Raw genomic sequence first — 19,372 nt, 5'->3', positions numbered from 1 at the left:
CCGGATGACCCTGATTCCGGGCTTCCACCGCCTTCCTCCGCCCTTTCCGCTACGCTCCAAGGACGGAGGAAGGCGGTGGCGGAGTTGCACTTCTAACTTGACGGTGGGCGTTTGCCATTGTCAATGGAAAGGTGTACACCTATTACAACCAAAACTTCATGACAGGACTTTACGAAATCACTCCAGGTAATGACCAAATTACAAACATTTCAGTACCGTTCTATTCGTTATATGGTATTACAGGCATAGCTTCAGCTCCCGACAACTGCCTGTGGATAATGAGTACTAAATTTGGAGGTGAAATCTCCATGAACCGGTACAACCCTGCGACTCAAGAAGACCTGGAGCGAAATTACATCAGCGAAGTCCCGTCAGTCGGGTCATCAGGATGTGCCTTTGCCACACATGGCAACACAATTTATTATGCCAGTGGAACAACTATTTATCGCCTTGACTTCCGTCCAGACATAGACCAAGACAACAAAACACCACAAGATGAAATATTGACAGACTTGTCTTTGCTGGATGAAAAAGCCCAAATAATGTACAATGGCCTAGGGGTAAATCCCACCACAGGATATGTATATGCCAATACCCTGAAAGGAGTGGGACCGTTCTATACCACCAATCAACTTTGGGTATTCGACTTTGCAGGAAGCACCGGTACTCCTCTGTTCAAGTTTGAAAACTATACCCGCTTCCCGGCAGGCTTCTTCTTTATACCATGCGCAGTATAGATTTGTGCATTCTGTGTTCTATGATAGCATTCACAAAGAGACAAAAAGGTATTGGCATCTAACTTCCAGTCCGCCTGGCGGACGATAACTTCTTCCAACTCCTTCTTAACTCCTGATTGACATTACTAACTGAAATAAAAAAGAAATTACATCTTATGAGAAAAACAACGTTCTTCCTATTGGCAGGCTACTTATGCTTTACAGCCTGCAGCTCGGACAACATCAAAACTCTCCATCCTGAATCTGAGCCTACCGACAGCATATCCCAACCAGCCCTTGAAGGATATGCTTCACCAAACGGCATATTAATACTGAACGGAGGGGCACGCATGCTAGAGAACGGCTCTTTATCCTACATTGCTCCTGATGGTACTGTAGAAACAAATGTATACAAAAAAGTAAATGGAACCGAACTGGGCAACCAGGCAGATGCCCTTTACCGTCATGGTAACAAACTTTATATTTTGTGTGACGACTATCTGGACCTTGACGAAGTCCCACAAGGAGACGGACTCCTGATTATCGCCGATGCAGAAACCATGAGAAAAGAAAAAGCCTATCCCCGTGAAATGATGACATTTGCCAGACCGGAGGGTTGCTTGCAAGAAAACGAACGCCTTGAAGTAGAAGCCAATTTATCGAACATCATCGTATTGGACGAACACAATGTATTTATCACAGACACACAAGCTGCATATCGTTTCGACAGTACAACCGATGAACTGCATTTGATAGAAGGAAGCTATGCCTTAGGCAATCAAGGTGTTACCATCGAATCCATTATCTCTCCCAACGGTATGATGGCTATTGACGGCCATATCTATGCAGGAGCCGGCGGATTTTGGTCGGAGACAAAACTGGTAGAATTCAGCAAAGACAGCAACCAGATTAACCGCACGTTGGCTTTGGGAAAGGGGAATCTCATCAGTGGACTATGCCTGTTGGACGATGGTACGTTGATAGCAGCCACATACACACGTGGAAACAACGTAACCTACCTTTATTATATCGACCTCGAATCATGGGACATCGCAAAAGAAACAGAAATCAGGACAACCATCTCACCAGATTATTTCAACACCGCCTCGTCAAGTATTTTTTCGTATAAAAACAATATCTACTTCCCGGAAAGTGAAACTCGTATTTCACGCCTGTCAGCCGATAACGGAAAAATAGAACCGTACATCGACATCCGGAAAGATGCCCCGAATGCCAATGGTTTCGACTGTATGACCATTGATGCACAAAACGGCAAACTCTACATCTCCACACATTCAGAATGCTTTGAAAATGTCATTCCACAGTCTAATGTCCTGATATACGACCTGAACTCAGACAGCCCGCAGGCTACGCGCTGCATTTCCGATATCACACATTACGCCACAGGAATTTATCCCATGTAAAAAACAAGGCGAGGCTGTGATAAGATTATAAAAACAGCCTCGCCCCTTGGCTTATCATCGTTTCGCCTCTATCAGTCTTTCGCCTGATGTACGGTCAATTGTGGGAATGGGAAACCGATACCTTCCTTATTAAAGGTTTCATATACCGTCTTGTTCATATCGAAATAAACATCCCAATAGTCTGCCGTTTTTGCCCATGCACGTACCTTAATGTCCACACTACTTGCAGACAAAGCCCCTAAAGCAATCATCGGTGCCGGAGTCTTTAAGATACGCGGATCATTATCAATAATGCGTTGAAGCACTTCTTTTACCCGCTCAAAATCTTCACCATATTCTACACCGAACACCCATTCGGCACGACGTGTCTCCTGCTTACTGTAATTGGTGATGGCATTACTGCTCAATAATCCATTCGGTACATAAATAATCCGATTATCCACAGTGGTCAACACTGTATGGAATATCTGAATTTCTTTCACGGTGCCGCTTTCATCGTCAGGGCCATCGATATAGTCTCCCACCTTAAAAGGCTTGAACACCAGAATTATCAGACCACCGGCAAAATTAGACAGATTACCTGATAATGCCATACCAATAGCCACACCTGCCGAAGCCAGCAAAGCAGCCAGACTGGTAGTTTCCACTCCTAACTTGCTGATAACAGCAAAAGCAAGTACAATATTTAGCAACAAACTGACCAGACTTTCCAAAAAAGTCCGTACGCTCACTTCCAACTTCCTCCGTTCCAGTATTTTCCGGAACAGACGATTAATCTGCTTGATGACAAAACGCCCTATAATGAAGATTATCAAGGCAGCCAAAATACTTTTTCCCGCATCAATACTCCAATTCAACAGTTTGTCAAGCAAATCTTCTACATTAACTAATTTCGTTCCCGATTCTGCAGCCAGCAAAACCACATTCAATAAAGTTGATAATACCATAATTACTTCGTTTATTTGCACATTTCTTTTAATGAATGTCCGCATTTCACCTAATTGCCCCTACATAGGATGTTTTGCGGAATTCAATTTTCTTTCTTATACCTCCAGTTCACCTTTTCCCTGGCGGACAATTTCGGGTATATCTTCACAACAATTAATGACGGTAGAAGGTTCGATGCCTCCTATACCTCCGTCAATAATCAAATCGACTTCTTCGCCGAATTTTTCATCAATCAACTCAGGATCGGTTATATATTCTATATCCTCACCTTCCCGCAAAGGCAAGGTAGTGGTCAGAATCGGAGCTTCAAGCAAACGGCAAATTTCACGGATGATAGTATTATCGGGCACACGGATACCCACTTCTTTTCGGTTGCGAAATATCTTGGGCAGACGGCTGTCAGCTTTTAAGATAAAGGTAAAGGGACCGGGAAGATTACGTTTCATCAGCTTAAAAGTGGCATTCCCTACTTGCGCATATTCGCTGATATTGCTTAAATCGTAGCAAATGATAGAAAGGTTGTTCTTCTTCGGATTCAGGTTCTTCAGTCGGCAAATCTTTTCGATAGGACGTTCTTTCAAAGCGTGGCATCCCATCGCATACATCGTGTCGGTAGGATAAATGATAATTCCTCCGTCATTCAAGATATCCACGATATGCTGCAACACATCGGGATCATTGTGCTTGTCGTACAGTTTCTGTATCATAGGCATCGATTTTATAATTAATAATTTAATAGTTAATAATTAATAGTTGGCAATTGGAGGTGCACCATATGCCGCTATTAATTATTAACTATTAATTATTAATTATTTACGCTTTCAGCCGTTCTGCCATCGCCTTCGCCAGTTCTTTCGCCTGACGGGCGGTGTCCTGCCCCATGCTCTGCTTCATCTCAACCGGATTGCCTACAATTTCGAACTTCAACTTTTCGGCATATTCGGCAAGTTTCTTTACAGCTGCACTTGCCCAGGTATACGAACCGAAATAGCCCATCACACGGTTCTTCATCTCGCGGGCAGCTACCTTACTGAGCAAAGCTTCCATTTCGGGATAAAGATGCATATTATAGGTAGTACATCCCACTATCAGACCTTTGTAGCGGAAAATATCTGCCAAAATATACGAATGCGGTGTCTTCGATACGTTGTGCATCACGATGTTCTTGATACCCTGTGCGCTCAGTTCCTCGGCAATGGTTTCCGCCAGTTCTTCGGTATTGCCATACATCGTTCCGTATGCAATGACCACACCTTCCTCGCCTTCGTACCGGCTCAGGCGGTCATACAAGTCAACTACTTGCGGAATCTTCTCCGTCCATACCGGTCCGTGGGTAGAACAAATCATCTGAATATCAAGTCCCTTGCATTTCTGCAAAGCCTTCTGTACCGGATTGCCGAATTTACCGACAATGTTCGAGTAATACCGACGCATCTCACCTTCGTAGATTTCGGTATTGATATCCTTATCGATACAGCCACCGTTCAATGCACCAAAGCAACCAAACGCATCTCCCGAAAACAAGATACCTTCGGTTTCATCGAACGTAACCATCGTCTCGGGCCAATGTACCATTGGTATCAAGTAGAAACGCAAATTGTGATGTCCCAGTTTCAGGAAATCACCTTCCCCCACTACATAACGGTCGCCTCCAATACCATAGAAACCTTCCACCATATCGAATGTTTTCTTGTTGCCTACCAATACGATATCGGGATAATATTGCTTGATCAAGGCGATAGAGCCAGAATGGTCAGGCTCCATATGGTTAATAATCAAGTAATTGATTTTACGGTCACCTATTACCGACTTGATTTTCTTCAGATATACTTCGAAGAAAGCCACATCAACCGTATCTACCAATGCCACCATCTCGTCATCGGCTATCAAATAAGAGTTATAAGACACTCCGTATGGTAATGGCCATAAATTTTCGAACAACGCTTTCGAGCGGTCGTTCACACCTACATAATGTACATTCCCTTTCAGTTTCATGATTGTTTCAAATTAGTGACTTTTAAACTTTAACCTTTTTACCTATTATTATATGTAATATTTTCCTTGCCAAGCATCACGCTCGCACATACGTCTCTGCAAGCGGGCGGTAAACTCGTGATTTTTCAATCCCCAGTCGGGAGCAAGCAACAGCTCTTTGGGAGATTGGGAAATGAAACGCTCCAACACCAGGTCTGGACGCAGATGTTCCACATAATCTATCACCACATCGATGTATTCATCGACCGAATACAAATGAAAATCGCTGGGATTTCTTTCATACTCGTATGCCATCCGTGTTCCTTTTATCAACTGCAACTGGTGCAGTTTCAAGGTAGTCAGCGGCAACAGCGACAAAGCCTTGGTCTGCTCCAGCAGTGCTTGTTTTCCATCTTCTCCCGGAAGACCTACTATGACATGACCTCCTGTCCGTATCCCTCTTTCCGCTGTACGCCGTACAGTTTCTTGGGTACAAGCAAAGGTATGTCCACGATTGATACGCTGCAAAATTACATCGTTTGTACTTTCTATCCCATACTCAACCAACAAAAATGTCCGTTCATTCAATTCAGACAGATAGTCCAACAATTCCTCCGGCATACAATCCGGACGCGTCCCGATTACCAATCCCACCACATCCGGCACAGCCAAAGCTTCCTCGTACATCTGCACCAGCTGCTCCAATCCGGCATAAGTGTTGGTATATGCCTGAAAATAAGCCAAATATTTCATCTGTGGATATTTGCGCGAAAAGAACTGCTTCCCTTCCTCCAGCTGCACGGCTATCGTTTTTTCCGTCCGGCAATACGCGGGATTGAATGTCTGGTTATTGCAGTACGTACAACCACCGTATCCCTTCGTGCCATCACGATTAGGACACGTAAATCCTGCATTTACCGACAACTTCTGCACTTTGAACGGAAAATGTGCTGCTAGAAAAGCCGAAAAGTCTTTGTAACGTGATTGCCTGTCCATAATGAACTGATTTTTCGGGCGCAAAGATAATAAAGTTTTTCCAATTATCAATTGTTAATTGTCAATTGAAAAAATCCATCTTTCGGGCACTCCCTCTTTCCGTTGCAAGCCGGTCTGCCTCAACACCACCTGCCCCGCCTGCTTGTCTTCGGGCAAAACGATATCCGAAAGGTTCAGCCTGCTCACACGGTCGAACACAAAAGCCGGACGGTAATCGTCCTCGCGCAAACGCAGCGTAATGCCCTTTAGGGTCAGGCCGGACACGTGACGCACATAAAATCCCCACGCCGGCAATTCCCCGAACATACTGAACTCGGGATAGCCTTCTACGTTTTCGGGCACATCCGCCAGCCGGCTCAACGAGATATACGCCATGCCTTTCGACGCGCGTCCCGGATAAACGATTTCGATATTCTCCAACGTCACATTCTCAACGTCATGTCCCGGTATGCCCGAAATGGAAGCAGGAAAAGGATTGTGGAAGAAAGGCAAGGCAGGACCGCGCAGGTCGTAATCGATATCCGGACGCCCGAAAGGAATCTCGGCATACAGGTTGCGGATGCTTACATTCCGCACATAGCCCGGCGCCTCGCCCGACCGGTGCCCCAAGCGGATGAAAATGGCATTACCTGTATTGACAGCATGTATGTTGCTCACCCGGATGTTCTCTATCTCCGCCCCGTCTACCGACTCGATGGCAATAGCCGAACGATAGGTGTCCTTGACACGGATATCGTCTATCGTCACATTCTTGAAGCCTCCACCCGACTCAGTCCCGAACTTAATGGCGCTGGCACTGCTGATAATCCGGCAATGGGCAATAGACACACGGTCGTTGCACGCATCCCGGTTGTGCGACTTCAGGCAAATGCCGTCGTCCGCCGAATTTACATCACAATTGGCGATGCGCACGTCCTTGCAATCGCTGATGTCTATGCCGTCGTTGTTCCAATACGCCCGGTTTTCGATGTGCAGGCTATCCAGCGTCACATCGGTACACAACGAGAACGAAAGCCCCCATGCCGCACTGCTCCGGAAGCTGGCACGATGTATGCGCACCTTATGACAATCTCTGATAAACAACAGCTTGGGACGAGTGTTGGGACGCTTGCGATACGTATTGTAATGCGGGTCGACCAGCTCTCCCGTATGGTGCAGGCTATCAATGGTCAGAGCCAGTTCCCTTCCCTGCCCGTCTACACATCCGCCTCCTGTAATGCCGATATTCTCCGCCCCGTCGGCATAAATCAACGCCTGATCGAAATGGTCATTGTTCACCTTCAGTTCTTTTTCCGTACTGAACTTCGGATAATCGTAAGGCGAAGTGCTCCCCAGCAGCACAGCCCCCTCTTCCAGATACAGCGTCACGCCCGACTTCAGCCGCAAGCTTCCCGTCAGATAACGCCCTGCGGGGAAACGCAAAACCCCTCTTCCACGGGCATGAAGTCCGTCAATGGCACCTTGCAGGCTACCGGTGTTCAATGTCTTCCCGTCGCCTACGGCTCCATGACGGGTCACGTCAAGCTCCATAACGCCTGCCATGCCCGATAAAGCATACAAGAAACAAGCCGCAAAAAAGATGAGTTTATATTTCATAGCCAGTCTATTAAGTTCGTTTTGCAAAGATAAAAATAAAACATCATTCCAAGCCTACCCAATAAATAAAAAATAAATTGAATATCCTCAAACATCCCATGTAGGGGCGTATCGCATACGCCCGAATGCGTCCACTTATCCATACGGATGTCTTCAGGGCGTATACGTCTACCTATCCACGCGAATGTCTTTAGGGCGTATGCGATACGCCCCTACAGCAATTGGACAAAATGCGGAATTCATTAAAAATAAACGAAACGGCAACTTATCAAACAGACAAGCCTGTATTTGCTTTTAAGCACTGCTTCTTTTATGCATTCAAATAAATAGATTTTATGGTTTCCATATCAAAACCGTACGGTTTCCATATCAAGAACGTACGGTTTCCATATCGAGAACGTACGGTTTTGAATTGGAAACCATAAAACTTACTGATATAAATTGCTATATTACCGCAAAAGCATTGGCATTACAACATACGCTTTCCGCAAATATGCTTTTTTCTATTTCCTCCACAGACTTTCGCCACTGTTCACCATTATTAACTATAAAGATTAGTTGAATAACTAAAACTTTTAGTTACTTTGCGGAAAACAAACAGAAATAGCATGAAAAGACTGACCGCAAAAGAAGAAGAAGTAATGGGATTTTTCTGGGAGAAAGGTCCTTTGTTCGTCAAGCAGCTGCTGGAGTTCTATCCCGAGCCGCGTCCGCACTTCAATACGCTTTCCACCATTGTGCGCGGATTGGAAGAGAAAGGCTATCTGGCGCATACGGCATTCGGCAATACGTACCAATACCGTGCCGCCGTGTCGAAAGACGAGTTCAAGTGCGGGACGCTGAAAAGCGTCATCAGCAAGTATTTCAACAATTCCTACCTGGGAGTGGTCTCTTCGCTGGTAAAGGAAGAGGAGATTTCGATAGAGGAGCTGAAAGAGCTTATCAAGCAAGTGGAGGAAGGGAAATAAGGTTGTGTTAGTTTTTGAGTTTTTTAGTTTTTGAGTTTTTTAGTTTGTCAGTTTGGAGTTATTGAATTACTAAAAGATAAACTCAAGAACTTAAAAACCAACAAACTTAAAAACTCAATATGAATGTCCTCATTTTGCCAAATTGCCTGTAGGGGCGTATCGCATACGCCCGAATGCATCAACTAATCCACGTGGATGTTTTTCAGGGCGTATGCGATACGCCCCTACATTGGCTATCTGCGGACATACTTAAAAACTTAAGAACTCAAAAACTTAAAAACTCAAAAAGATATGGGACTATTTTTTATCTATATACTGAAAGCATCGGTCTGCCTGGCTTTGTTCTACCTTTTTTATAAGGTATTGCTGAGCAAGGAAACGTTTCATCGGTTCAACCGGCTGGCATTGCTTGGCATATTGGTCTTGTCGTGCCTCCTGCCTGCGGTAAAGATTGCCATCAGCGAACCTACGGCATTGAACCAGACCGTATCGGACTTGGAAAGCCTGCTGATGCTGGCTGAACTTCGTGCAGGAACAGAAGCCGCGGAAACGGTTTCCCGGTTCGGATGGCAAGAAGCAATGGTAAGCATTTACCTGATAGGAGCTTTCTGCTGCTGCATCAAGAGCCTTATCGGAATCGGGCGGATATGTACCGTCATCCGCAGGAACCGGAAAGAAAGGCTGGCAGACGGGAGCATCCTGGTACGTTATCCGGGGAAAATCGCCCCGTTCAGCTGGATGCATTACATCGTGATGCCGGACACAGACCTGCAAGAAGACAACAGGGCGATAGTGGCACACGAGCAAGCCCACATCCGCCTCCGGCACTCGTGGGACCTGCTGCTTGCCCAAGCGTGCATCGTTGTGCAATGGTTCAATCCGGCGGCATGGCTGGTGAAGCAAGAATTGCAGAACATCCACGAATACGAAGCCGACGAAGCCGTACTGGCATCCGGCGTCAACGCCAAGGAATATCAATTGTTATTAATAAAGAAAGCCGTTGGCTCAAGGCTCTACTCTCTCGCCAACAGCTTAAATCACAGTTCACTTAAAAAACGTATCACTATGATGATGAGAAAAAAATCGAACCCGTGGGCACGCGCCAAGTACCTCTACGTACTTCCGCTGGCTGCAGTAGCTGTAGCCGCTTTTGCCCGTCCCGAAATCTCGAAACCGCTGAATGAGATTTCACGTGTCAAAGTTACGGAATTTCCGGCAATATCCGATGCCGTAACAAGTGAAAGTATCGAAAAAACCGATACACTTAAAGGAAAGCCCCAAACGATAGTCATCGTGGGGGACAAAAACAATCCGGACAATGAGGAAGAACCTTATACGGCGGTAGAACAGATGCCCCAATTCCCGGGCGGCATGAAAGCATTGATGGAGTATATCAGCACAAACCTGCGCTATCCTGAAGACGCCAAGCAGCAGAAGACGGAAGGAAGGGTCATCGCCCGTTTTACGGTAAAGAAAGACGGAAGCATCGGAGACGTGAATATCGTGCGTGGCGTAAGCCCCAGCCTCGATGCCGAAGCCGTGCGGGTACTTTCGGGTATGCCCAAATGGGAACCGGGCATGCAGAACGGGAAAGCCGTAGCGACCCTCTATACGGTTCCGGTAATGTTCAAGCTGGATAAGGAAGGTGCAGCAAGCGATAGCACGATAATTTCTTTTGAACCGCAAGGTGTATTGATTCTCGTTGATGGGAAAGAATTCCCTACAAAAGACTTGTTCACGATTGACCCGAATACAGTTGAAAAAGTAGAAATCATAAAAGACCCTGAAAAGATTGCTCCCTACGGGGAAAAAGGTAAGAACGGCGTAATGCTGATTACGATTAAAAAGCATTAAATGAAGAATGAAGAATTAAGAATGAAGAACTCATCACGCTGGATGAAAATTCTTCATTCTTAATTCTTCATTCTTCATTAAAAAAAGCCTCATTTTTCCGCATCGAGCGACTTCAATGATTTCCCGTGTTCGCGCTCTTCCTTGCTTCCGGCATAAAGTCCATCGATGATACCGTCGGCAAGACCAATGGTTGGCACATAGATATATGAGGAGCCTAAGATATCGGCTATGGTCAGGAAGATGTTGCCTGCAGGCACGATAACATCTGCACGGTCGGGCTTCAGGCTAAACTTATCCATACGCTCTTCCACCGACAAGACACTCAATTCGTCGTACAAGCCACGCAGGGTTTCTACCGTCATCCGCTGGGCTTTCTTGTCTTTCTTCTCCGCTAGCCGGTAAAGCTTGTTGATGTTTCCTCCCGAACCGATGATGTTGGTATCGGGATATTGGCGGGCAAGTTCCGCCATATCCTCTTTCAGGCGCGTCCACTCGCTTTCCTTTACCGCCTTGTTCAGCAAACGCACGGTACCGATGTTGTACGAACGGCTGCACTTCAGTTCGCCTTGCGAAAGCAGGTTGATTTCGGTAGAGCCGCCTCCTACATCCACATACAGGTAATTGCCCGTGCGGTCTTTCATATATTCAATGTGGTTGTTATAGACGATTTGCGCCTCTTCCTGTCCGCCGATAATCTCAATGTGAATACCGGTTTTCTTCTCGATTTCCTTGATGATGTCCATACCGTTCTTGGCATCGCGCATCGCCGAAGTGGCACACGCGCGGTACTTCTGCACATCGTAAATCTTCATCAGATAGGCATACGATTTCATCAGGCGCATCATGTTCTTTTCACGCTTTTCCGAAATCTTTCCCTTGCCGAACACATCAAAACCCAGGCGGAGAGGCACACGCAGCAGCAATTCCTTCGTGAACTTCGCCTGTCCTTCATTTTCTTCAATCCGTTTCACCAGCAAACGGGCGGCATTCGAACCGATGTCGATTGCCGCATAATTCATCTCTGTCATTCTTCTTTCTCGTTTTTAGCTACATAGTAATTATACAATGCTTCTTGCGAACGGAAAGGTTGTTCGTCGACAATGGCGTGAAACTCATTATCGCCCGTACCATCGACAATACGTCCCTGAAGCGTATCCTTCAGTCCATACTCCACGATACGCTTCATTTCCTCTTTGATATCGGGGTCGTAAACAGGTGTCACCACTTCTACCCGATTATCCAGGTTACGGGGCATCCAGTCGGCCGAGCCGATGAACACTTTCTCCGTACCGCCCGCAGCGAATACAAAGATACGAGAATGTTCCAAATAACGGTCAATAATTGCGTTAATTCGTATATGATCACTCACTCCGGGCACATCGGTGACCAGCGAGCAATTGCCCCGCACCACCAAATCGATATCTACACCGGCTTGAGAAGCTTCATACAGTTTGTCCACCATCATAGGGTCGGTAATGTGATTGACCTTGATTTTGATATAAGCCGGCTTTCCCGCTTTCTTGTTCTTGATTTCATCACGAATCAAAGCGATGAACTTGTTTTTCATCTCATTGGGCGAAACCAGCAATTCCTTGAACTTAATTGGAGCATACGGACGCTCGATAAAGTCGAATACGGCATTCACGTCCTTCACCAGCCTGGGCGAAGCCGTCATCAACATACAATCGGTGTACATACGGGCGTTACCCTCGTGGAAGTTTCCGGTGCTGATGCAAGCGATGTCCGGACCGGTCTTCATCCCGATGTGGGTAATCTTGGAATGCACTTTCAAGCCCTCCACACCAAAAATAACGCGGATACCCGCATCCTGCATCTTCTTCGACCAGTTGACATTGGAAGCCTCGTCAAAGCGTGCCAGCAACTCGATGACTACGGTCACCTTCTTTCCGTTGCGTGCGGCAGCTATCAACGCCTTTACCACTTTCGACTCTTTTGCCAGACGGTAAAGGGTAATCTTTACACTGGTCACCTGCTTGCTTACGGCAGCTTCCTGCAACACACGGATAAACGAATCAAAGCTATGATAAGGCACATGGATAAAACGGTCTTTCTTCTGTATTTTCTGAAGCAGGCTATCCGGACCGTCCAGGCTCTTACGCAAGATACAAGGCCATGCGGGATATTTCAGGTCGGCACGGTCGCAATCGGGAAAACGCATAAAATCCTTATGGTTCTGATAACGTCCGCTTGCCATCACCGTATCGTTCTTGTCCACATCCAGTTTTTTCAGCACGCGTTTCAGCAGGTCCTTCGGCATACTGCTATCGTAAAGCACACGCAAAGGCTCGCCGTGCTTACGGCTCTTCACCCCTTTCAATATCTTCTGCAAGGTACCGCTATTGGCATCGTTGTCGATTTCCATTTCCGCATCACGGGTAAACTTGTAAGTATAAGCCTCGAAATGAGTATATCCCAATCCCTCGAACACCAGAGGGAGGCAGCACCGGATCACATCGTCCAAATACATCAGATAACGCTTCTCGCCTTCGTTTGGAAGACGGACAAACCGCCCGCATACGCTTACCGGCAGTTCCAGGAATGCATAATCTGCCACCCGTGTGCTTTCCTCTTTGCTCACCTTTACGGCGAGGTAAATGTTTTCATCGTTTCCGAAATCGAGCGAACGCACCTCCGAAAACCAAATCGGAATAACCTGGCCGCTCAACTTCGACTTATAAAAAGAATATATGAATGCCTTCTGTTCGGGAGATATTTCGGTATCGGAAAGCAGGAAGATATTTTCTTTGCGCAACTCTTCGGTAATGCCTACCACAGCTTCGCCATACTCCTTCACATAACGCGAATTGAGGCGGGATATCTGCTTGATAAGTTTCTTAGCATGTTCGCTTTCCGAAGCCGCCGACTTATCCGCACATTCGGCTATCCGGCTCTGCGAAGCCATGCGCACACGGAAAAACTCATCCAGATTATTCGAATAAATGCCTAAGAAAGACATACGCTCCAACAAAGGCACATGCGGACGGCATGCTTCCTGCAGAATACGCCGATTAAAGAACATCCAACTAATATCCCGATCCAAATAGGGGAACTTCTTTTTCTTCTGTAACATAACTAAACATTTTTCTGCAAAGAAAGACAATTCTTGTTACATTACGATTGCAAAACCAAAAAGAATCCCTAAATAATTCTAATCAGCTCAAAAAAAAAGGCGACAAGTCCTCACACATACTCCTCCACCATATACATTCCTTGCATGTAATCGTGCGAGATATGTTTTTCCAATTCGTTCAGGATGATGTAACGCGAAGAGCGCACCCATGTCCCGAACGTCGGGTCAGGCTGGTAAGTCCCGGCAAATGCCAACAGCTTGTCCAAGTTGAATCCTTCGTCTACAATCCCACTTCCGTCCAAAGTGGCATCGTACGCATTGCACTCCTGCTCGATATGTGCCGGTACCATCAGGATAGGCTTACCCAGATACATCGCCTCGCATATCGACTCGAAACCTGCCGTACTGGCGTATGCCTTGCAACCTGCCATCTGGCGCAGGAACTCCCGGTCGTCCAACTGATAAAACGACAAGGTTTCGTCTATCTTTTTCACCGGTTCTTCTTCCCAATGGTCCCAAAAGAAGCGCAAAGGTACCTGAGGATGTTCTTCGTGCCAGCGGCGCACATAATCAGAAAATCCAGAATTGACCATATACCCGTGAATATAATCGCCTTTCACCGGCTCCTGCTCGAACACTTCCTGACGCAACAGGGGAGGAATGATGCTGATACGATGCTTCTCATCGTCTTTCATCGCACGAAACGAAAGTGCCAGCCTGCGCGATGCACCTAACGAAGTGAGACGAGTGAAGAGGTTCATCAGAAACGAACTGCACCGGTTCTTTCTCGGCATCCGGAAATCCTTATGCAGGAACAGATACTGATGTCCGATACATACCATCGGAACAGACGGGCGGAAGAAGAAATAAGTAAGCCCCGTCATCAGTTCGTAAAAATTGATGACCAGGTCGGCTCCCGTTTCACGGATACGTCGGTTGACGTAGCACATACTTTCATAGTATTCGGGCAATTTCAGCAAGCTGTACATAAAACTCCGGCTCAGATTGGCACGCCTGTTGGCGCGCGTAGGCAGAAAATTGGGGCTGATAATATGTTTGATAGGTGCCTGAATGTTCCGAATGAAAAACCCCGGCAAACGGCGTGACTCACTCTTGCCTACCAGCACTTCCACCACATCGTGGCCGTTCTCACGTAACAGTTTTTCCAGCGAAATCGCTTGGGTCAAGTGTCCCCTTCCCTCTCCTTGGACTACGAATAATACTCTCATGATGCTACAGGTATAATTGATAATACGGACTTTTTTTCTTCCATTTCCTTCTGTTTAACCATCTCCGTGTAATAAACCACATTCCAATTGCCTTCCTTGTCTTCGGTCAAGGCAGACATCGTCTCTACCCAGTCGCCCGAATTCAGGTAATGGATGCCATCTATCATTCGGTTCTCCGGATGGTGAATATGCCCGCAAATCACCCCATCGCATTTCCGGTTGCGTGCAAAATCCACCAGCACCGTTTCGAAATCGGATATATAATTCACGGCCTGCTTGACTTTTTGCTTGATAGCCTGCGACAACGAGTAATAAGGCTTACCCCGCCTGATGCGGTACTTATTGTAAAGACTGTTCATCTCCAGCAACAAGGTATAGCCGATGTCACCCAGCTTCGCCAGCCATTTCATCCCCGATGTCACTTTGTCGAACACATCCCCATGGGTTACGAAATAATGCTTGCCGTTGCTTTCCAGCACATAGTCTTTCACAAGGGTCAGGTTGGCAAACTGCAAGGGGATAAGACTCTCCAGAAAATCATCGTGATTGCCCCTCACATATACAATCTCCGTCCCCCAATTCTCCATCATCTTCATCAGAATCTTGAAAAAACGCGTATGTTCGGCTTTCCATTTCCGCACACCCGACTTCTGCAGACTCCAGCCATCGATAATATCGCCGTTCAGGATAAGACGGTCGCAATCTACCGCACTCAAAAAATCACTCACCTGATTCACTTTCGAATGAGAAGTACCCAAATGGATATCCGAAAGCACTACCGTACGGTAATGAGGTCTTATGTTCATCATATAGTCCGATTTAAATCAATACAAAGAAAGTACTTTTTTATTACAATCCAAAAGATAAAACTAAAATAATTTATCAACTTACATCTTCCAGCGTGTATATCAAGGATATTTCCCGGAAATATTCTTCGGCCACTTCCATCAGATTTTCAAGCGCGTCATCTTCTGTCTCGCCGTAAGCACAGCATTGGTCATAGTCTGACAGATAAGCATAATAACCGCCATCGGCTGTGCATTCCAACACATAATTTTCAGAAAAAGGAGTACCTATATTCATAATCGTCATTTTTTTAAACTTCCCAAAAGTCTCCTTTTCATATTACAATATGATGTATATGATGTTACTTTTCTGTTTATCCGATGAAGACATGCCATTTTTTCTGCCAATTATCGTATCTTTGCAGGCAGAAACACAAAAAATGACATGGAAATGAAAAAACTGATTATATTCGACCTTGACGGCACTTTACTCGACACCATAGCCGACCTGGCTGGAGCCACTAACCATGCACTTGCCACTTATGGTTATCCCATTCACGAGACAGACGCTTACCGGTTCTTCGTAGGCAACGGCATCAACAAACTTTTCGAACGGGCTTTACCCGAAACAGAACGAAACGAAACGAATATCATGAAAATCCGTTCCGTTTTTATACCTTATTATAATAAGCACAATGCCGACCTGAGCCTGCCATACGCAGGAATCACACACGTATTGGAAACTCTCCAGGCTAAAGGATGCCAGCTTGCCGTAGCATCGAACAAATACCAGGAAGCCACCACCAAGCTTATCACCCAATACTTCCCTACCCTCTCTTTTGTCCGTATTTTCGGACAACGGGAAGGCGTGCCGGCCAAGCCCGACCCTGCCGTAGTATTCGAAATCATGCAGGCTGCAGGAGTATCTCCTCAAGACACAGCTTACATCGGAGATTCAGGCGTAGACATGCAGACGGGCATCAATGCCGGAACAGAAACCATTGGTGTAAGTTGGGGGTTCCGTCCGCGCACCGAACTGGAAGCCTACCATCCGGCATTCATCGCCGATACACCCGAAGAATTGCTGTCTTTTTTAGGTAACTAGGAACCAGTTGGCTAGGGACTAGGTTCTGAATACCTTAGTAAAACTATTTAAAACCTAGTACCTAGTCAACTGGTTCCTAGTCCCTAAAAGCTTAAATAGACAACTCGTCAAGCACCTGGATAAGCGACTTGTCGAGCGGCTTGTCTTTCTTGATGGCTTCCGAGAAAGGCACATACACCACCTTATCATTGCGGATACCTATCATCACGTTCCGCTGGTCTTCTTTCAGCGCCTCGATAGCACCTACCCCCAGGCGGCTTGCCAAAATACGGTCATACGCGCTCGGAGAACCTCCCCGCTGCAAGTGCCCCAGAATGGTGACACGCACGTCGTATTGCGGATATTCTTTCTTCACACGCTCGGCATAGTGCATGGCTCCTCCGTCCTTAGGCGATTCGGACACAATCACGATACTGCTGTTCTTCGACTTGCGGAAGCCGCGCCCGATAAACTGCTCCAGCTGGTCTACGTCGGTCTGGTCTTCCGGGATAATGGCAGCTTCGGCTCCCGAAGCTATCGCACTGTTCTGGGCAAGGAATCCGGCGTCACGCCCCATTACTTCCACAAAGAAGATGCGGTCGTGCGAAGTCGCGGTGTCACGTATCTTGTCCACACATTCCACGATGGTATTCAGTGCCGTGTCATAACCGATGGTCGAGTCGGTTCCGTACAAGTCATTGTCAATCGTTCCGGGCAAACCGATACACGGCACATTAAACTCTTGCGCAAAAGTCAGCGCACCCGTCAACGAACCGTTCCCGCCGATGACAATCAACGCATCAATGCCTGCCGCCACCATGTTATCATACGCCACCTTACGGCCTTCCGGAGTCATGAAGTCCTTCGAACGTGCCGTTTTCAATATCGTACCTCCACGCTGGATAATGCTGCTTACATCCTGCGTGGTAAACTCCTTGATTTCATTCCGAATCAAACCTTCATAACCTCGGTAAATGCCTTTCACCGTATACCCGTTGAAAATAGCGCTGCGTGTCACCGCACGGATAGCCGCATTCATGCCCGAAGCATCACCTCCCGAAGTCAAGATTCCAATACATTTAATTTGTTTCATACCGTCTTATCTGTTAGTTAGTTAAATCTGATGCCTTCCCTTACGGAAATGCACCTCAAATGTAAGACATTCATAACGAAACGCGCAATCTGTAAGTATAAAATATTTAAAATGCCGTAAAATCACATCTCTTTCCCAAAAGCATTTTGAGCTTTCCGGGCTTTTCGTTATCTTCGCTTTTCAAAATTCACACTTTTCCGGATACCAAATCAAAGAAACCATCATCAAAACCATGAGCCGCACCCCCTCACACATCGAACGAGAGAAGCGCGTAGTAACGCAAATGATCAAGCTCTATTGCCGCCATAAAGAAGGAAACGCCACGCTTTGCCCCGCCTGCCAGGCACTTTTGGAATATGCCCATGCCCGCCTCTCGCATTGCCGCTACGGCGAACAGAAACCCACCTGCAAGCAATGCCCCATACATTGTTACAGCCCTCGGATGCGCGGGCAGATGCGAACCGTCATGCGTTATGCCGGACCAAGGATGTTACTTTATCACCCTGTTTCCGCACTTGTGCATTTATGGAAAGAACTTTTTTGAATAAGTAACTGTTTTGAATTTGTCGTACAATGATTTAGGATAAGTTTTTATGAATCCTACAAACATCCCATGTACTATGTAGGGACGGAGTCAGCCCTTACATGGCTATTGGGAAAAATGAGAATATTCATTAAATAAGTGCCCATTATTTGTTTCAATATTTTTAACATCTAAAGATGCATGATTTATGCTTACCTTGCATTTCATAGACAAAAGTAACACATTAGAACCTACGAATATGAATGCAATGAACAAATGGACCAGGACGTTACTGCTAGCCACAGCAATGGGCAGCACACTCGCTTTTTCATCGTGCCTGGACGATGATGACAATTACTACACAGCCTACAACGGTGCAATCGTTACTGCCAAAACAGATACCGACGGCACATTCTACCTGCAGTTGGACGACAGCACAACCGTACTTCCGGTCAACATCGCTACATCTCCATTCGGCGACAAGGAAGTAAGAGCACTGATGAACTTTGATTTTTCGGAAGAATCTGCCGGCAAATACGACCAAGCCGTCACAGTCTATTGGATGGACAGTGTCTTGACCAAACCAATGGCAACCGATCTGGGAGAAAAAAATGACTCGGTGTACGGCACCGACCCTATCGAAATCGTACGCGATTGGGTGAACATTGCCGAAGACGGATACCTCACACTACATTTCAGGACGGTATTCGGCAACGGTGGAACCAAACACATGGTCAGCCTCCTGCCGACAAATAATCCAGAAAACCCGTATGAAGTGGAACTACGCCACAATGCATATGGGGACACTTACGGAGAACAAGGAGACGGAATGGTGGCATTCAGACTCGATGCACTGCCCGACACCCAAGGCAATACCGTCAAACTGAAACTGATCTGGCAATCATATAGCGGCGAGAAGTCGACTGAATTCGATTATCGCTCACGGGAAGAATAAAGACAAAGAGGGTAAGGAAGTCCCCCATTCCCCACCGTCAAGTTAGAAGTGCAACTCCGCCACCGCCTTCCTCCGTCCTTGGAGCGTAGCGGAAAGGGCGGAGGAAGGCGGTGGAAGCCGGGCTTCGGGTCATCCG

General features: G+C 46.5%; 18 protein-coding genes. 7 read left to right on the top strand and 11 right to left on the bottom strand.

The window, feature by feature from the left end; genetic code table 11:
* Positions 1–131 precede the first annotated feature (131 nt).
* Positions 132–737 carry a DUF5074 domain-containing protein gene (locus tag B5F71_RS14275; RefSeq protein ID WP_343285807.1) on the top strand — a complete coding sequence of 202 codons (606 nt, stop codon included), beginning with the start codon at positions 132–134 and terminating at the stop codon, positions 735–737.
* Between the two features lie 155 nt (positions 738–892).
* A complete protein-coding gene (locus tag B5F71_RS14270; protein WP_143269911.1) occupies positions 893–2,140 on the top strand; it encodes a DUF5074 domain-containing protein in 1,248 nt (415 codons plus the stop codon).
* Between the two features lie 71 nt (positions 2,141–2,211).
* Here B5F71_RS14270 and B5F71_RS14265 read toward each other — a convergent pair whose 3' ends face one another.
* The 5 genes from B5F71_RS14265 to B5F71_RS14245 form a co-directional block, all read right to left on the bottom strand.
* Positions 2,212–3,087 (bottom strand): mechanosensitive ion channel domain-containing protein, encoded by an 876-nt coding sequence (locus tag B5F71_RS14265; RefSeq protein ID WP_022039733.1) that lies wholly within the window; start codon positions 3,085–3,087, stop codon positions 2,212–2,214.
* 96 nt (positions 3,088–3,183) lie between these two features.
* A complete protein-coding gene (locus B5F71_RS14260) occupies positions 3,184–3,795 on the bottom strand; it encodes an L-threonylcarbamoyladenylate synthase (RefSeq protein ID WP_022039732.1) in 612 nt (203 codons plus the stop codon).
* Positions 3,796–3,901: 106 nt separating this feature from the next.
* The gene (locus B5F71_RS14255) at positions 3,902–5,083 is read right to left on the bottom strand and encodes an FprA family A-type flavoprotein (protein ID WP_087211500.1); all 1,182 of its coding nucleotides are present in this window, start codon (positions 5,081–5,083) and stop codon (positions 3,902–3,904) included.
* A gap of 48 nt (positions 5,084–5,131) precedes the next feature.
* The gene (locus B5F71_RS14250; RefSeq protein ID WP_087211497.1) at positions 5,132–6,058 is read right to left on the bottom strand and encodes a TIGR01212 family radical SAM protein; all 927 of its coding nucleotides are present in this window, start codon (positions 6,056–6,058) and stop codon (positions 5,132–5,134) included.
* 54 nt (positions 6,059–6,112) lie between these two features.
* The gene (locus tag B5F71_RS14245) at positions 6,113–7,654 is read right to left on the bottom strand and encodes a glycosyl hydrolase family 28 protein (protein WP_087211494.1); all 1,542 of its coding nucleotides are present in this window, start codon (positions 7,652–7,654) and stop codon (positions 6,113–6,115) included.
* A gap of 608 nt (positions 7,655–8,262) precedes the next feature.
* On the opposite strand from B5F71_RS14245, the gene B5F71_RS14240 reads away from it, so the two are divergent.
* A complete protein-coding gene (locus B5F71_RS14240; protein ID WP_087211492.1) occupies positions 8,263–8,622 on the top strand; it encodes a BlaI/MecI/CopY family transcriptional regulator in 360 nt (119 codons plus the stop codon).
* A 291-nt stretch (positions 8,623–8,913) separates the two neighbouring features.
* Positions 8,914–10,476, top strand: a complete 1,563-nt coding sequence (locus tag B5F71_RS14235; protein WP_087211488.1) for a M56 family metallopeptidase — start codon at positions 8,914–8,916, stop codon at positions 10,474–10,476.
* A gap of 89 nt (positions 10,477–10,565) precedes the next feature.
* Here B5F71_RS14235 and B5F71_RS14230 read toward each other — a convergent pair whose 3' ends face one another.
* The 5 genes from B5F71_RS14230 to B5F71_RS14210 form a co-directional block, all read right to left on the bottom strand.
* The gene (locus B5F71_RS14230) at positions 10,566–11,504 is read right to left on the bottom strand and encodes an exopolyphosphatase (protein ID WP_087211484.1); all 939 of its coding nucleotides are present in this window, start codon (positions 11,502–11,504) and stop codon (positions 10,566–10,568) included.
* On the bottom strand, positions 11,501–13,567 hold the full coding sequence (locus B5F71_RS14225; RefSeq protein ID WP_087211481.1) for an RNA degradosome polyphosphate kinase: 2,067 nt from the start codon (positions 13,565–13,567) through the stop codon (positions 11,501–11,503). Before B5F71_RS14225 ends, B5F71_RS14230 begins: the two co-directional genes overlap by 4 nt.
* Before the next feature lie 110 nt (positions 13,568–13,677).
* Positions 13,678–14,796 (bottom strand): glycosyltransferase family protein, encoded by a 1,119-nt coding sequence (locus B5F71_RS14220; RefSeq protein WP_087211478.1) that lies wholly within the window; start codon positions 14,794–14,796, stop codon positions 13,678–13,680.
* Complete coding sequence (locus B5F71_RS14215; RefSeq protein WP_087211515.1) at positions 14,793–15,602, bottom strand: UDP-2,3-diacylglucosamine diphosphatase; 810 nt, start codon at positions 15,600–15,602, stop codon at positions 14,793–14,795. Before B5F71_RS14215 ends, B5F71_RS14220 begins: the two co-directional genes overlap by 4 nt.
* Before the next feature lie 76 nt (positions 15,603–15,678).
* Positions 15,679–15,879 carry a type II toxin-antitoxin system HicB family antitoxin gene (locus B5F71_RS14210; protein WP_022039723.1) on the bottom strand — a complete coding sequence of 67 codons (201 nt, stop codon included), beginning with the start codon at positions 15,877–15,879 and terminating at the stop codon, positions 15,679–15,681.
* A gap of 153 nt (positions 15,880–16,032) precedes the next feature.
* Here B5F71_RS14210 and B5F71_RS14205 point away from each other — a divergent pair, with 153 nt between their 5' ends.
* Entirely contained in the window at positions 16,033–16,686 is a 654-nt protein-coding gene (locus tag B5F71_RS14205) for an HAD family hydrolase (RefSeq protein WP_022039722.1), read from the top strand.
* Positions 16,687–16,777: 91 nt separating this feature from the next.
* Here the strand turns inward: B5F71_RS14205 and pfkA are convergent, their stop codons facing one another.
* Positions 16,778–17,758 (bottom strand): 6-phosphofructokinase, encoded by a 981-nt coding sequence (pfkA, locus tag B5F71_RS14200; RefSeq protein WP_013619179.1) that lies wholly within the window; start codon positions 17,756–17,758, stop codon positions 16,778–16,780.
* Positions 17,759–17,990: 232 nt separating this feature from the next.
* Between pfkA and B5F71_RS14195 the strand changes: the two genes are divergently transcribed.
* Both B5F71_RS14195 and B5F71_RS14190 read left to right on the top strand, forming a co-directional pair.
* Positions 17,991–18,302, top strand: a complete 312-nt coding sequence (locus B5F71_RS14195; protein WP_087211475.1) for a nitrous oxide-stimulated promoter family protein — start codon at positions 17,991–17,993, stop codon at positions 18,300–18,302.
* Between the two features lie 238 nt (positions 18,303–18,540).
* Positions 18,541–19,236 carry a NigD-like protein gene (locus tag B5F71_RS14190; protein ID WP_087211511.1) on the top strand — a complete coding sequence of 232 codons (696 nt, stop codon included), beginning with the start codon at positions 18,541–18,543 and terminating at the stop codon, positions 19,234–19,236.
* Positions 19,237–19,372: the final 136 nt, after the last annotated feature.

This window comes from Bacteroides sp. An269 (assembly GCF_002159755.1).
Taxonomy (GTDB): Bacteria; Bacteroidota; Bacteroidia; order Bacteroidales; family Bacteroidaceae; genus Phocaeicola; species Phocaeicola intestinalis.
The sequence above is the reverse complement of the archived record's forward strand: the minus strand, read 5'-3'. Positions and strand labels throughout refer to the sequence as shown.

Bases quoted from the DNA above. Each gene is read 5' to 3' on its own strand.
- B5F71_RS14270 (WP_143269911.1), top strand. From the start codon at position 893: ATGAGAAAAACAACGTTCTTCCTATTGGCAGGCTACTTATGCTTTACA.
- B5F71_RS14265 (WP_022039733.1), bottom strand. From the start codon at position 3,087: ATGGTATTATCAACTTTATTGAATGTGGTTTTGCTGGCTGCAGAATCG.
- B5F71_RS14260 (WP_022039732.1), bottom strand. From the start codon at position 3,795: ATGATACAGAAACTGTACGACAAGCACAATGATCCCGATGTGTTGCAG.
- B5F71_RS14255 (WP_087211500.1), bottom strand. From the start codon at position 5,083: ATGAAACTGAAAGGGAATGTACATTATGTAGGTGTGAACGACCGCTCG.
- B5F71_RS14250 (WP_087211497.1), bottom strand. From the start codon at position 6,058: ATGGACAGGCAATCACGTTACAAAGACTTTTCGGCTTTTCTAGCAGCA.
- B5F71_RS14245 (WP_087211494.1), bottom strand. From the start codon at position 7,654: ATGAAATATAAACTCATCTTTTTTGCGGCTTGTTTCTTGTATGCTTTA.
- B5F71_RS14240 (WP_087211492.1), top strand. From the start codon at position 8,263: ATGAAAAGACTGACCGCAAAAGAAGAAGAAGTAATGGGATTTTTCTGG.
- B5F71_RS14235 (WP_087211488.1), top strand. From the start codon at position 8,914: ATGGGACTATTTTTTATCTATATACTGAAAGCATCGGTCTGCCTGGCT.
- B5F71_RS14230 (WP_087211484.1), bottom strand. From the start codon at position 11,504: ATGACAGAGATGAATTATGCGGCAATCGACATCGGTTCGAATGCCGCC.
- B5F71_RS14225 (WP_087211481.1), bottom strand. From the start codon at position 13,567: ATGTTACAGAAGAAAAAGAAGTTCCCCTATTTGGATCGGGATATTAGT.
- B5F71_RS14220 (WP_087211478.1), bottom strand. From the start codon at position 14,796: ATGAGAGTATTATTCGTAGTCCAAGGAGAGGGAAGGGGACACTTGACC.
- B5F71_RS14215 (WP_087211515.1), bottom strand. From the start codon at position 15,602: ATGAACATAAGACCTCATTACCGTACGGTAGTGCTTTCGGATATCCAT.
- B5F71_RS14210 (WP_022039723.1), bottom strand. From the start codon at position 15,879: ATGAATATAGGTACTCCTTTTTCTGAAAATTATGTGTTGGAATGCACA.
- B5F71_RS14205 (WP_022039722.1), top strand. From the start codon at position 16,033: ATGAAAAAACTGATTATATTCGACCTTGACGGCACTTTACTCGACACC.
- pfkA (WP_013619179.1), bottom strand. From the start codon at position 17,758: ATGAAACAAATTAAATGTATTGGAATCTTGACTTCGGGAGGTGATGCT.
- B5F71_RS14195 (WP_087211475.1), top strand. From the start codon at position 17,991: ATGAGCCGCACCCCCTCACACATCGAACGAGAGAAGCGCGTAGTAACG.
- B5F71_RS14190 (WP_087211511.1), top strand. From the start codon at position 18,541: ATGAATGCAATGAACAAATGGACCAGGACGTTACTGCTAGCCACAGCA.